13 protein-coding genes are annotated in these 13,709 nt (G+C 60.9%); 5 read left to right on the forward strand and 8 right to left on the reverse strand.

Going from position 1 to position 13,709, the window contains the following annotated elements; genetic code table 11:
- Positions 1 to 105 precede the first annotated feature (105 nt).
- The 5 genes from PMI30_RS02425 to PMI30_RS02405 form a co-directional block, all read right to left on the reverse strand.
- Positions 106 to 939, reverse strand: a complete 834-nt coding sequence (locus PMI30_RS02425; RefSeq protein WP_008014518.1) for an AraC family transcriptional regulator — start codon at positions 937 to 939, stop codon at positions 106 to 108.
- 34 nt (positions 940 to 973) lie between these two features.
- Positions 974 to 1,477 carry a VOC family protein gene (locus tag PMI30_RS02420; RefSeq protein ID WP_008014520.1) on the reverse strand — a complete coding sequence of 168 codons (504 nt, stop codon included), beginning with the start codon at positions 1,475 to 1,477 and terminating at the stop codon, positions 974 to 976.
- A 131-nt stretch (positions 1,478 to 1,608) separates the two neighbouring features.
- The gene (locus PMI30_RS02415; protein ID WP_008014522.1) at positions 1,609 to 4,098 is read right to left on the reverse strand and encodes a TonB-dependent siderophore receptor; all 2,490 of its coding nucleotides are present in this window, start codon (positions 4,096 to 4,098) and stop codon (positions 1,609 to 1,611) included.
- Between the two features lie 106 nt (positions 4,099 to 4,204).
- Complete coding sequence (locus tag PMI30_RS02410; protein WP_008014524.1) at positions 4,205 to 5,191, reverse strand: FecR domain-containing protein; 987 nt, start codon at positions 5,189 to 5,191, stop codon at positions 4,205 to 4,207.
- 4 nt (positions 5,192 to 5,195) lie between these two features.
- Positions 5,196 to 5,720, reverse strand: coding sequence for a sigma-70 family RNA polymerase sigma factor (locus tag PMI30_RS02405; RefSeq protein ID WP_008014526.1), 525 nt, complete (start codon positions 5,718 to 5,720; stop codon positions 5,196 to 5,198).
- 419 nt (positions 5,721 to 6,139) lie between these two features.
- Between PMI30_RS02405 and PMI30_RS02400 the strand changes: the two genes are divergently transcribed.
- From PMI30_RS02400 to PMI30_RS02385, 4 genes are all read left to right on the forward strand, one after another.
- A complete protein-coding gene (locus PMI30_RS02400) occupies positions 6,140 to 6,595 on the forward strand; it encodes a (2Fe-2S)-binding protein (protein ID WP_008014528.1) in 456 nt (151 codons plus the stop codon).
- 24 nt (positions 6,596 to 6,619) lie between these two features.
- On the forward strand, positions 6,620 to 8,788 hold the full coding sequence (locus tag PMI30_RS02395) for a xanthine dehydrogenase family protein molybdopterin-binding subunit (protein WP_008014530.1): 2,169 nt from the start codon (positions 6,620 to 6,622) through the stop codon (positions 8,786 to 8,788).
- 1 nt (position 8,789) lies between these two features.
- Complete coding sequence (locus PMI30_RS02390) at positions 8,790 to 9,368, forward strand: hypothetical protein (protein ID WP_008014532.1); 579 nt, start codon at positions 8,790 to 8,792, stop codon at positions 9,366 to 9,368.
- A gap of 73 nt (positions 9,369 to 9,441) precedes the next feature.
- The gene (locus PMI30_RS02385) at positions 9,442 to 10,062 is read left to right on the forward strand and encodes a GGDEF domain-containing protein (protein WP_008014533.1); all 621 of its coding nucleotides are present in this window, start codon (positions 9,442 to 9,444) and stop codon (positions 10,060 to 10,062) included.
- Here the strand turns inward: PMI30_RS02385 and PMI30_RS02380 are convergent.
- Both PMI30_RS02380 and PMI30_RS02375 read right to left on the reverse strand, forming a co-directional pair.
- A complete protein-coding gene (locus PMI30_RS02380) occupies positions 10,053 to 11,330 on the reverse strand; it encodes an amidase (RefSeq protein WP_008014536.1) in 1,278 nt (425 codons plus the stop codon). The two genes, PMI30_RS02385 and PMI30_RS02380, sit on opposite strands and share 10 nt — an antisense overlap.
- Positions 11,327 to 11,752 carry a VOC family protein gene (locus PMI30_RS02375; protein ID WP_008014538.1) on the reverse strand — a complete coding sequence of 142 codons (426 nt, stop codon included), beginning with the start codon at positions 11,750 to 11,752 and terminating at the stop codon, positions 11,327 to 11,329. The genes PMI30_RS02380 and PMI30_RS02375 overlap by 4 nt, the downstream gene beginning before the upstream one ends.
- Before the next feature lie 113 nt (positions 11,753 to 11,865).
- Between PMI30_RS02375 and PMI30_RS02370 the strand changes: the two genes are divergently transcribed.
- Complete coding sequence (locus PMI30_RS02370; RefSeq protein ID WP_008014540.1) at positions 11,866 to 12,732, forward strand: LysR family transcriptional regulator; 867 nt, start codon at positions 11,866 to 11,868, stop codon at positions 12,730 to 12,732.
- Positions 12,733 to 12,910: 178 nt separating this feature from the next.
- Here the strand turns inward: PMI30_RS02370 and fabI are convergent, their stop codons facing one another.
- Positions 12,911 to 13,705, reverse strand: coding sequence for an enoyl-ACP reductase FabI (gene fabI, locus PMI30_RS02365; RefSeq protein WP_007906751.1), 795 nt, complete (start codon positions 13,703 to 13,705; stop codon positions 12,911 to 12,913).
- Positions 13,706 to 13,709: the final 4 nt, after the last annotated feature.

The following is a 13,709-nucleotide window of genomic DNA, read 5'->3' on the forward strand; positions in this document are numbered from 1 at the left end:
GGGAGGGAGCCTGCTCGCGATAGCGTCGGGTCAGTCGACATCAATGTTGAATGATCAACCGCCATCGCGAGCAGGCTCGCTCCCACAGGGGATTTTGTGTTGGCATCAACCGCGATACTGCCCCGGTGTCGCCGCCAGATGCTGTTTGAACGCACGTTGGAAATGCGCCTGGTCGGCAAACCCCGCTTCCAGCGCCACATCGGCGATCAACCTGCCGCTGCGCAGTCGATCCCGGGCGAACTGGATGCGCCGGTTGACCAGAAACGCATGGGGCGTCATGCCGTAATGCTGTTTGAACGCGCGGATCAGGTAGGACGGCGACAGTTGCGCCGCCTCGCAGATGTCTTCGAGCTTGAGCATTTGCGTGCAGTTGTCGTGGATATAGTCGGCAGCCCGTTCCAGCTTGAAATTGGGTTCGCGCAGCGGTTGATCGACGGGGTTGAGCCGCTGTTGCACCTCGGTGAAAAACTCCACCGCCGCGCTGTGCTTGTACAACACGTCTTGCTGCGGATCGACCAATACCTCGTACAGATTCTTCAGCCCGGCGAACAGCTCGATGTCACGATTGTGGGTGATGGAGAACCGGCGAAACGCCGAGTCCTGGCTGAAGCCGAGCTGATGCTGCAAATCGGTCAGCCAAGGCGTCTCGACGTACAGCATCAGGTACGACCACGGCTGGTCGTCGATCGGGTTGCAGGCATGCACATCGCCGGGGTTCATCAACACCACGGTGCCGGCACTGACCTGAAACTCCGATTGCTCGTGAATGTAGGTGCTGCGCCCGGCGGTGATCGCGCCAATGGAAAAATGCGCGTGAGAATGGCGGCTGTAGCAGACTTCGCGACCGTCGGCGATGGAACGGGCCTCGATGAAGGGCAGGGCGTCGTCGCGCCAGAAGCGCGGGGCTTTGTCTGCATCTTTGGCGACGGTGTGCTTCATCTCGCTGTCCTCGGCGGTTCTGCTTTGGAGTGTATTAGTTCTCGCCGTCAAAGGCTCGTTGCAGCGTGGCGATGTCGAGTTTTTTCATTTGCAGCATTGCCGCCATGGCGCGCTGGGATTTGGCTGTGTCGGGGTCTTGCAGCATGTGCATCAGCGCCACGGGCACGATCTGCCATGACACGCCGAACTTGTCCTTGAGCCAGCCGCATTGCTGCGCCTGCACCGGCCCACCGGCAGACAGGTTACCCCAGAAGTGGTCGACTTCTTCCTGATCCTGGCAGTTGACCTGAAACGACACTGCTTCGTTGAAGGTGAACACCGGCCCGCCATTGAGTCCGGTGAATGCATGGCCATCGAGCTCGAAACTGACAGTCATCACCGAACCTGCCGGCCGGCCATGGGTCTCCTGGCCGGCCTTGCCGTAATGGGTGATGGCGGTGATTTTCGAGTGATCGAAGATTGAGCAATAACACTTCGCCGCCGCTTCGGCTTGATCGTCGAACCACAGGCAGGGTGTGAGTTTTGGAAAGCGTTGCATGGCGGTTGTCCTCGGCAAGTTGAGCACGCTGGATTATCAGCGTAGTCAGTCCGTCGTCCCCCGGTGGCGCCGTAGATCGACAACTCGCAAGAAATCGGCTGCCGATCCTTCGGCAGCCATTGAAGCAGGGCTCAGAAATCCCACTTGGTCGTCAGTTGCAGGCTGCGCGGTTCGCCGTAGAAACCGGTGCCGAAATTGCCCAACCCGGTGTAATAGGTCTTGTCGAACAGGTTCTTGACGTTGACGGTCGCGCTCAGGTGATCGTTGAAGCGATAGCGTGCCATCAGGTCCACCAGGTAGTAGCTGTCCTGGGTGATGCGTGAGTACTGGCCGAAGTTGACCGTGTCGGAGGGGTTGGGCTGAAACACGTTGCCGAAAAACTCGCTTTGCCAGTTCACACCGCCGCCGACGGTCAGGTTTTCCCATGCGCCGGGCAGTCGATAGGTGCTGAACACACGCACCACTTGTTCCGGGGCGGTGGTTTGCAGCACCGAGCCGTAGACGTAATCGCCTTTGGCATCGCGGGTGTGGTTGTAGGTGTAACCGGCCGACAGGTTCCAGCCTTCCATCACTTCACCGGCCAGTTCGAACTCGAAGCCTTTGGTGGTCGCGCCCTGAACGGCCGTGTACACCGACTCGGTTTCGAAGCCGCTGACGTACTGGGCGATGTTGTCCTGTTCAATGCGGAACACCGCGAAACTGGCGTTGAGGCGCCCACCGAAGTATTCGGCCTTGATGCCGGCTTCGTAGCTGTCGCCTTCCACCGGGTCGAGCAGTTGGCGCGCGGCGTCCTTGCTCATTTGCGGCTGATAGATGCTGGTGTAACTGGTGTACAGCGAATAAGTATCGTTGAGGTCGTAGATCAGCCCGGCGTAAGGGGTGACTACGCCAGTCTGGCGATAACCGTCGCGCACGTCGGGCGTGTTCGGATCGCTGTAGTCGAGGTGGTCGCTGCCCTTGAAGTCGCTGACCCGGCCGCCGAGGATCACCGACAGATTATCGGTGGGCTTGAGCCGGGTGGCCAGGTAGGCACCGGTCTGGCGCTGGACGATGTCGTTATCGCCGATGCGCGGGATGTCCGGTTTGGGGAACTCGCCACGCCAGTCAAAGACACTGCCGTCCAGGGCCGGATAGACCGAACCGTGCACCGGGATGTCCTGGCGGGCGTTCATCGACATGAAACCGGCGATCAAATCATGCTCGCGACCGAACAGGCTGAAAGGGCCGGTGAGGTTGATGTCGATGTTGTCCTGAACCTGATCGCCCTTGAACTTGCCCATATACATGAACATGCCGTTACCGGTGACCGGGTCCGGATTACCACCGCTGGCCGAGCCGAGCAGGGTGTCGTGCTGGCGGTGTTTACGGTCGTAGCTGACTTTCAGCGTCCAGTCGTTGGCCAGTCGTTGTTCCACGGAGGCGAAAATCGTATGGTTGGTGAAGTCGCGTCGGCTCCAGTCGGTGGCCGGGTTGAAGGAGCGGGAAAAGTTGGTGCGCGAGCCGTCGCTGGAGTACATCGGGAAACCGGTCCAGCTGGCGCCGCGCGAACGGGTATTTTGCTGGTCCATGCCGAAGGTCAGCAGGGTGTCCGGGGTCAGGTCCGCTTCGAGGATGCCGTAGGCGATGTCCTTGGTGTTCTGGTAGTGATCCATGTAGGCGCTGCGATCCTGATAGACCCCGACGAACCGCCCGCGCACGTTGCCGCTTTCGGTCAGCGGGCCGGAAATGTCACCTTCGCTGCGATAGTTGTCCCAGGAGCCGACCGTGCCGGCGATCGATGCCTTGAATTCTTTGGTCGGGCGCTTGCGGATCAGGTTGACGGTGGCCGAGGGGTCGCCCGAACCGGTCATCAGGCCCGTTGCGCCTTTGATGATTTCCACGCGGTCGAAGGTCGCCATGTCGGTGCTGGTGGTGCCGTAATCGTAGACACCGTCGTAGTCGGTGTTGACGCCGTCGTACTGGAAATTGGTGATCGGCAGGCCTCGGCTGGAAAACTCCCAGCGTTCACTGTCGTAGTTCTGCACGCTGATGCCGGGGGCGCGGCGCAGGGGGTCGGCGATGCTGGTGGAACCCTGGTCGTCCATTTGCTGACGGGTGATGACGGTCACCGACTGCGGTGTTTCGCGCAGGGACAGCGGCAGGCCTGTGGCCGAAGACGTCGAGCCGGTGGTGTAGGAATGAGTGTCTTCAGTGGTGGCGCCCAGCCCCTGACCGGAAATGTTCGTGGCGTCCAGTTCCAGCGCACCTTGCGAGGCCGGTACTGCTTGCAACACATAGCCGCCGTTGCCCTGGGGGTTGGCCTGCAGGCCGCTGCCTTGCAACAGTCGCTGCAACGCTTGCGAGTCGGTGTAGTCGCCATCGAGGCCGGGGCTGCGCTTGCCGGCCGCGAGGTCGTTGTGACCGGCGAGGAAGACTCCGCTCTGCTCGGCGAAGCGATTGAGTACGCTGGCCAACGGTCCCGCTGCTATCGCGTAATGGCGTGTCCGGGGGCTGGACTGTTCACTGGCGCCCGTGGTGTCTGCTTGAGCGAACGGTGCCGAAAAGCTCAGAAATGCAGCCGGGAGAGCCAGCGCCAAGGGGCGCAGGGCAAAACGAGTGCGGGTGAAGGCGTTGCGTGACATGGCGTTCCCTGGAATCAGTTCGATCGGCGATGTGAGGTGCTTCTGAGGGGTTAACCGAACGAGAAAGGCAAAAGGGAACCCATTACCGAAAAAGAGTTTTTTTCACTCAGGCTTTCGGGCCGACGCTGACCCACCAGGCGAAGGTTTTTTGCACCCGGATCGGCAATGCCGCTTCCAGCAGGCGCAATGCCTGATCAGTGTCCTTGAGCGGGAACGAGCCCATGACCGGCAGCTCGGCGACTGCCGGGTCGCAGTGCAAATGCCCCGGACGGTAGCGATTCAATTCGTCGATCAACTGGCCCAGTGGCAGGTTGTCTGCCAGCAGCAGGCCATGGCGCCAGGCTTCCCGTGAGGGGCTGGCGGCGGTGCTCAGCGTCATTGTGCTGTCGCTGAACCCCAGTTGCCGACCGGCCTCGACAACCTGTACCGCGCCGTGGCGGGTGCGAACTTCAACCGCACCTGCATAGACGTTCAGCAACGTCTGTCGATCCTCCTGGCGAACACTGAAGCGGGTACCCAGCGCCCGCAGTTGTCCTTGGGCGGTTTCCACCAAAAACGGTCGACCGGGGTCCTTGGCGGTGTCGATCAACACTTCGCCGCACTGCAACTGCAGCAAACGTTGCGTGGCATCGAAGCGGACATTCAGTGCACTGAGTGCATTCAGCCAGATCCGGCTGCCATCGTTGAGCACGGTTTCGCGGGTTTCCCCGGTGCCGGTCGCGAGGTCGGCAGTGAACCGCCCGAGCGTTTCCGGCAGCGGCGTGCCGCGCCACGCGGCCCATCCCGTCAGGCTGCCAGCGGTGAGGATCAACAGGCTCTTGAGGGTCTGGCGGCGACTGATCGGCGAGCGCCCGGTGCTGCGCAGAACCTGGCTTATGGCCTGTTGTTCGCTGTCGTGTTGCAGCGGGGTGAAGCGTTGCCCGACCCGTTCGATGTAGCGCCAGGCGTCCTGATGGTCAGTACTTTGGGCCAGCCAATCCTGCCAGCGCAGGCGTTCGTGGTCGGCTACTTGTGGGTCGTGGAGTTGCACATACCACTGAGCCGCTTGCTCGAGGCTGGTATGGCTGAGTTTTTTCAAGGGGGCGGCGGGCATGGGGTTATTCAATCAGCAACCCATCGAGCTCGGCCTCGAGGATCGCGCAGTGCATCATGGCCTGGGCCAGGTACTTCTTGACCATGCGCTCGCTCACGCCGATTTCGCTGGCGATGAGTCGATAGGGCATGCCGTGCAGCTGAGCCAGGATAAATGCATCGCTGACTCGTTTGGGCAAGCGCTGTAGCAGGGCGTCCACTTCGTGCAGGGTCTCGACAATGATCGCCCGTTGTTCCGGTGACGGTTGCAAGTCGGGAGGGCGTGCGGCGAGGGTCTGCAGCCAGGCGTGTTCCAACTGCCGTCGACGCCAGTGATCAATGCACAAACCGCGAGCAATGGTCGCCAGGTAGGAGCGCTCTCGAACGTCACAGTCAAACGCCTGTGGCCGCTTGAGTACTCGCATGAAGGTGTCATGAGCGAGATCCGCGGCATCCATCGCGTTGCTGAGGCGTCGACGCAACAACTCGTACAGCCATTGGTGGTGGCAGGTATAGAGGTTTTGAACCGAAGAAAAGTCGGCGATTGTCATTGAGAGCACACGTCCATGGCGACCGGCGTCGCGGGTGCAAATAAGAATTGGTCGCGATTAAAGCAAATGGCCGGAAGTCTCGCAAATGATATTGGTTTGCTTTTAGGTGGTCCCAGGCCAACTTCCGATCAATCCGCGTAGCAGCGACCGGTGGTCGATGAACATGGCTTGTGGGTCAAATTGCGCTTAGCTGTAGGGATAACCCAAGGCGCGCGTAACCCGCCGACCTTGTAGGAGCGAAGCTTGTGGCGAGGGGGCTTGCCCCCGTTGGACTGCGAAGCTGTCCTAAAACCTGCAATCTCGTACTGCCAAGCACACTAGTACGCACTGGATTTGCGACTGCTTCGCAGCCGAACGGGGGCAAGCCCCCTCGCCACGAGGCGCCCCTTCAGAACACCGTGAGTCTGAGGAAACCCGCAATGCTGACCCTTAATATCAATGGCAAGGACCAGGAACTGGATGTCCCCGCGGACATGCCGTTGCTCTGGGTGCTGCGCGATGTCGCGCACCTGACGGGCACCAAATTCGGTTGTGGCATGGCCCAGTGCGGCGCCTGCACCGTGCACGTCGACGGCGCGCCGCTGCGCTCCTGCATAACGCCCGCCACGGCGGTGGCTCATGGGCAGAAAATTCTCACCATTGAAGGCTTGTCCGCTGATGGCTCGCACCCGGTCCAGCAAGCCTGGGCCGAACTCGACGTGGTCCAGTGCGGTTATTGCCAGTCGGGGCAGATCATGTCGGCGGCAGCGCTGCTGGCGAAGATCCCCAAGCCCACCGACAGTGACATCGACCAGGCGCTGTCCGGCAACATTTGCCGCTGTGGCACCTACCCAAGAATCCGCGCCGCGATCAAGCGTGCCGCCGAGATCGGTTGATACCACGTCGAAGGGAGTTGACCCATGAACAGAATCAACCCTGTCTCGCGTCGCGGTTTTCTCAAGGGCAGCGCAGTGTTGGGTGGCGGTCTGGTGGTGGCGTTTGTCATTCCGGGTGCCAATCGCTTTGCCCTCGGTGCCGAGAATCAAGGAAACGTCTTCGCCCCCAATGCCTTTTTACGCATTGGCAACGACAACAGCATCACCGTGCTGCTCGGCCATTCGGAAATGGGCCAGGGCATCTGGACTGGCCTGACCATGTTGATCGCCGAAGAGCTGGACGCCGACTGGTCGAAAATCCGTGTCGAACATGCACCAGCCTTGGCGGCCGATTATGGCCTGCCGGCGTTTGGCGGGATGCAGATCACCGGCGGTTCGACGTCGACCTGGATGGAGTTCGACCGCTATCGCCAGGCCGGAGCGGCGGCGCGCTTGATGCTGATCGAGGCGGCGGCCAAGCGATTCGACGTGGCGCCTTCGCAGATCCGCACCGAATCGGGCGTGGTCATGGCCGGCGACAAGCGCGCCACTTACGGCGAATTGGCGGATGACGCTGGCAAGCTGCCGGTGCCGGATCCGGCCTCGATCAAGTTCAAGGAGGCCAAGGACTGGAAGGTCATCGGCAAACCCACCAAGCGCCTCGACACCCCGGAGAAAATCACTGGTCGGGCCAAGTTCGGCATGGACGTGCAATTCGACGGGCTCATGACGGCGATGGTCGCCCGCCCGCCGGTGTTCGGCGGCAGCGTCAAATCCTTCGAAGGCGCCGAGGCGCTGGCGGTGCCGGGCGTGCACAAAGTGGTGCAGGTGCCCACGGGTATCGCGGTGATTGCCGATCATTATTGGGCGGCGAAGCTGGGGCGCGATGCGCTGAAGGTCGAATGGGATCTGGGGCCGAACGCCGGGCTCGACAGTCAACAACTGCTGGAAAGCTTCCGTAAACTTGCCGCCACCCCCGGCACTTCCGCCAGTCAGGCCGGGGATGCGACAGCGACGCTAGGCAAAGCGGCGAAGACGATTGAGGCTGAATACAGCGTGCCGTACCTGGCCCACGCGCCGATGGAACCGCTCAATTGCACAGTGAAAATCTCCAAGGACAAATGCGAAATCTGGACCGGCACGCAGTTTCAGACGCTGGATCAGATGATCGCGGGGAAGATCACCGGGCTCAAACCCGAACAGGTCGAGATCCACACCCAATTCCTCGGCGGCGGCTTCGGGCGGCGGGCCAATCCGACCTCGGATTTTGTCAGCGAAGCCGTGTACGTCGCCAAGGCCGCGGGCGCGCCGGTGAAAACCGTCTGGGCCCGAGAGGATGACATTCGCGGCGGTTACTATCGCTCGGCGTTCTTGCATCAGGCGCGCATCGGGCTGGGTGCCGACGGCATGCCAATGGCCTGGAAGCATGTGCTGGTCGGGCAGTCGATCCTGACGGGAACGTCGTTCGCGGCGACCATGGTCAAGGATGGCATCGACAAAACCTCCGTCGAAGGCGTGGCCGACAGCCCTTATCTTGAGGGGCTGGCCAACCATCAGGTCGAACTGCATTCACCACAAACCGGCATCAGCGTGCTGTGGCTGCGTTCGGTAGGGCACACCCACACGGCATTCGTCATGGAGTCGTTGATCGATGAACTGGCAGACGCGGCCGGCAAGGATCCGGTGGAATACCGACGCGCCTTGCTCAAGGCGCATCCACGGCATTTGGGCGTGCTGAATCTGGCGGTGGAGAAAGCCAACTGGAAAGCACCGTTGCCGAACGGTCACGCATTGGGCGTGGCGGTGCATGAATCTTTCGGCAGCTATGTCGCCCAGGTGGCCGAGGTGTCGCAGGACAACCTGGCGATTCGCGTACACCGGGTGGTGTGCGCGGTGGACTGCGGCATTGCGGTCAATCCGCAGAGCATCGCCGCGCAGATGGAGTCAGGCATCACCTTTGGTCTCAGTTTTACCTTGCACAGCAAACTGACGTTCAAGAACGGTCAGGTGGAGCAATCCAACTATCACGACTATCAGGTGCTGCGCCTGAACGAGATGCCGGTGGTCGAGGTGCATATCGTCCCCAGTAGCGACAAGCCCGGTGGCGTCGGCGAGGTCGGTGTACCCCCGGTGGCGCCGGCAGTGGCTAATGCAGTGTTTGCCCTGACCGGGCAGCGCCTGCGGGAACTGCCATTGCAACTGTCGGGGGTGTGAGATGAGACGACATCTGATTCTTGGTGCGGTGGTGTTGATCGGGCTGAGTGGCTATGCCTCGGACCTGTTCGCTGACGATAAAGCGGCGGTGAAGGCGTTCGAGACGGTGCAGAAGGTGTTCCAGAGCCCGCGTTGCCAGAACTGTCATATCCCCGGCGATTCGCCGTTGCAGTTCGACGTCGGCGTGCCTCACGCAATGAACGTGGTTCGCGGCATGGATGGCAAGGGTTCGGCCGGTTTGCCATGTGCTACCTGTCATGCCGAAAGTAATCCGCCGACCAGTTATGGGCCTCATGCACCGCCCGGGGCGCCGCATTGGAGCCTGCCGCCAGCCGCACACAAAATGGCCTGGATCGGTCTGCCACCCGACAAGTTGTGCGCGATGATCAAGGACCGCTCCAGCAATGGCGATCGTGATTTTGCGGCACTGATCAAGCATGTCAGCGAGGACAAGCTGGTGCTCTGGGGCTGGCGTCCGGGTGAGGGACGGGCGCCGGTGCCGGTGCCCCACGATATTTTTGTCACCCAGTTCAAACTCTGGGCCGACGCTGGAGGGCCGTGTCCGCTGGCGGGTAGCTGACCGACGGCGCGTTTATAGGGAGTCATACCGGGTGTGAACGACTCTAACGTTCATATCCATCAAGGAGTGAATGATGTTAACCCCAGGCAAACCGCTCAAACCCGGCGCTGGCGCAGACCTGCGTACGCCGAACGTCCTCGACAGCGCAGTGAAGGATCGCGATGTACTGCGCGACATGGCGCGCAAGGCCGAGCAAGAACTGATGGGCGTGCAGATGGCGAGCATGGATGAGCTGACGTTGCTCCCCAATCGTCATGGCTTCGAGGCCTTGGCCCGGTTGGGGCTGGAGGCCTGTCAGCAGTTGGGCAAACCCGCGACCCTGCTTTTTTTCGATCTCGATGACTTCAAGTGCATCAACCAGTCATATGGTCGTACCGAGGGCGACGATGCACTGAAAACCTTCGCCGATGTGCTACGCATCGCCTTTCGCGAGAGCGATGTGATCGGCCGGTTGGGCAGCGATGAATTTGCTGCCTTGTTGACCGGCGCCGACACCGTGGAAATCGCCGCGATCAGAGCGCGCCTCGAAGAAATACTCAATGAACGCAATGCCACGGCACATCATGGCTATGACATTCGCTTCAGTATCGGGCAGATCGAGTTTGATCCTCGGCTACACCAGACAGCGGAGAATTTGCTGGCTTTGGTCGATAAGGCGATACGCGACCGACAGTTCGACGCTCGTCATTGTTGAGTGGCGTCTTGCAAGACCGCTGCAACGTGCCCGGCTGTTCGCAACAGCCGGCCATCGTCTCTGAACCGTCCGATTATCTGTAATCCGATCGGTAGACTGCCTTCGGCGCGAATCAGCGGAATATTGATTTGCGGCCAGCCGAACGCCCCCCAGAACTTGATGAAGTCCGACGGCCCGGTGCTTTCCAGGCCCATCGGCGCGACGATCCCGCAAGTGGCACCAAGTATGGCGTCGAAGGGGTGGCAAAGCTCATTCAAACGCGGGGCAAGATTGGCCAGGCGCGCCTTGGCCGCAGATTCCTGTTCCCATGTTGTCGCCGCCGCTCGCTCGAACATGGCCAGTGTCGAAGGGCTCAATTGTGCCCGGTGTTGTTGAAATTCCTTCGCCAGCGAGCGAGCACCTTCGCAATCGTTGATCAACTGATGATCGTCGAACACACCGGCAAACTCATCCGGCAGCCGCACTTCGCTGACGTGATGGCCGGCGCCGCGCAACTGATCCACTGCCAGCTCCAGCGCACGGGCCACCTCTGGGTCCACCTGGTCCCAGCGCGATGTGCGGCAGAAACCCAATTGCAGCGGACGCCGCTCGACGTCAGGTACTACGAAGCCAGGAATCAACACTCGCGCCACGAGGTGCAGATCACGTACCGATCGACCGTACCAGCCCACGGTGTCAAAGCTCGGCGCCAGCGGCTTTACGCCTTCCAGCGACACCAGCCCCAACGACGGCTTGAAGGCGAAGAGGCCGCAGTAGGACGCCGGCTTGAGCAACGAGCCAGCGGTCTGGGTACCCAGCGCCAGGGCAAAGAAACCCGCTGCCATCCCGGCCGCCGAGCCAGCGCTGGAGCTGCCCGGCGTGCAGGCGAGGTTGTGGGGGTTGCGGGTCGGGCCGGTGTGCATGTACGCAAATTCGGTGGTGTGGGTCTTGCCCATGATCAGCGCTCCGGCCTGGCGCAGCAGCGTCACCACGTGGGCGTCGCGGGACGGTTGATGGCCGGCGTAAATGGGCGAATGAAATTGTGTGGGATGGTCGGCGCTGTCGAAGATGTCCTTGATGCCCACCGGCACTCCGGCCAGCAAGCCTTGGCCGGGGCATTGTGCGGCAGCGGCACGCACCTGGCGGGCATCGAACGAGGCGAAGGCCTGGATGTCTGGCTCCAGCGTCTGAATGCACTCAAGAAAGTGCTCGGCGATGGCCGCAGCGCTTGTCTCGCCATGGGTTACTGCCTCGCTGAGGGCGGTGGCATCAAGAGCACGGCCGATCATTTGGCGAACAACTGGTCGATGTTCTTGAACGCCTTGAACTCCAGGGCGTTGCCGCAGGGGTCGAAGAGAAACATCGTGGCCTGTTCGCCCACCAGCCCCTGGAAGCGGATACCCGGCTCGATCACAAAACGGGTGCCCAGAGACTTCAAGCGCTCGGCCAGGTTTTCCCATTCCTCCATTCCCAGCACTACGCCAAAGTGCGGAACCGGTACGTTATGTCCATCCACGGCATTGGTGTGGGCCGCTTCCTGAGAGGCGTTTTTCGGCGCCAGGTGAATGACCAGTTGATGGCCGAAGAAATTGAAATCGACCCAATGGTCGCTGGAGCGACCTTCTTCCAGACCGAATACCGTGCCGTAAAAGCTGCGCGCGGCGCTCAGGTCATAAACCGGGATGGCCAGGTGAAAAGGGGAGAGTTGCATGGGGTTTGCCTCAACTGTGGGACGTTGAAGCACAGTCTAGTCCTGTGCTTTTTGATTGAAAGACGATAGTTTTTGCGACGAGCTCAAATTATTTCGATCAATTGGAGAGCCGCATGCTGCGGGAACTGAAAACCTTCATTGCCGTGACGCGTTATGGCACGTTCGCCGCGGCGGGCATGCACATCGGCCTCACGCAGTCGGCGGTCAGTGCGCAGATTCGCAATCTGGAACAGGCGCTGGGCATTCGCTTGTTCGACCGAACGGGGCGCCAGGCGTTGCTCAATGCAGCGGGGCAACGCGCGTTGCCGATGGCCAGGGAAATGCTGGAAACCTTCAGTCGCATGGCCGTCAGCGATGATGTCAGCGAGTATCGCGGCGAGTTGAAGATTGGTGCGGTAGCTACGGTCCAGACCGGGCTGTTGCCCCAGGCGTTGTTACGATTGCGTCAACAGGCACCGCTGCTGGAGCCGAAGCTGGTGCCCGGTGTGTCGCTGAATCTGTTGAGTCAGGTCGACACCGGTGAGGTGGATCTGGCCATCCTGATCAAGCCGCCATTCGACTTGCCCAAGGAGTTGTCGGCACAGGTGATTCGCAAGGAGCCATTCGTGCTGGTCGTTCCGGCCAACCTTGAAGGCGATGACCCGCTGCAGTTGCTGGCGGACCATCCTCACGTGCGCTACGACCGCAACTCGTTCGGTGGACGCTTGATCACGCGATTTCTGCGCGAGCAGCGTATCGACGTGCACGTGGCCCTTGAGCTGGATGAACTGGAAGCCATCGTGAAAATGGTCGAGTGCGGATTGGGCATTTCATTGCTGCCCAAGGCAGGACTGTGGCTTGAACACGGCGCCAGGGTGAGGGTGATCGAATTGGGCGAACTGACGTTCTATCGGGAGATCGTGTTGCTGCAGCGTTACAGCCAGCGTATGCAGCCGATCCAGCAGTTGTTTGCGCGGTGCCTGACACATATCCCTGACTAAACTCAAACCCCTGTGGGAGCGGGCTTGCCCGCGATAGCGGTGTATCAGTCAACATCCATTTTGAATGTTAATCCGTCATCGCGGGCAAGCCCGCTCCCACAGGGAATTATGTCGGGCCTTGAATTCCGAACATAAAAAACCCGCCTGAAGAGGCGGGTTTTTAATGGCTAACCGAAGATCACTCTTCGATGTTGCCCATGGCGGTGGTGTTGAAGCCGCCGTCTACGTACATGATTTCGCCGCTGATGCCAGACGCCAGGTCCGAGCACAGGAAGGCGCCGGCGTTGCCGACTTCGTCGATGGTGACGTTACGACGCAGCGGGGTTTGCGCTTCGTTGGCAGCCAGCATTTTGCGGAAGTTCTTGATGCCGGAAGCGGCGAGGGTACGGATCGGGCCAGCCGATACGCAGTTCACGCGGGTACCGTCCGGGCCCAGGGAGCCGGCCAGGTAACGCACGCCAGCTTCCAGCGAAGCCTTGGCCATGCCCATTACGTTGTAGTTCGGCATGGTGCGCTCGGCACCCAGGTACGACAGGGTCAGCAGGCTGCCATTGCGGCCTTTCATCATTTCGCGGCCAGCCTTGGCCAGAGCCACGAAGCTGTAGGCGCTGATGTCGTGAGCGATGCGGAAACCTTCACGGGTGGTGGCTTCGGTGAAGTCGCCGTCCAGTTGGTCGCCCGGGGCGAAGCCGACGGAGTGCACGATGCAGTCCAGGCCGTCCCACTTCTTGCTCAGTGCTTCGAAGACCTTGGCGATTTCTTCATCACTGGCCACGTCGCACGGGAAGCACAGCTCAGGGCTCGAGCCCCAGCCTTGTGCGAATTCTTCGACACGACCCTTGAGTTTGTCGTTCTGATAAGTGAAGGCAAGCTCAGCGCCCTCGCGATGCATGGCGGCAGCGATGCCGGATGCGATGGACAGCTTGCTGGCGACACCGACGATCAGTACGCGCTTACCGGCGAGAAAACCCATGTGT

The sequence above is a fragment of the Pseudomonas sp. GM50 genome, from assembly GCF_000282375.1.
In the GTDB taxonomy this organism is placed as follows: Bacteria; Pseudomonadota; Gammaproteobacteria; order Pseudomonadales; family Pseudomonadaceae; genus Aquipseudomonas.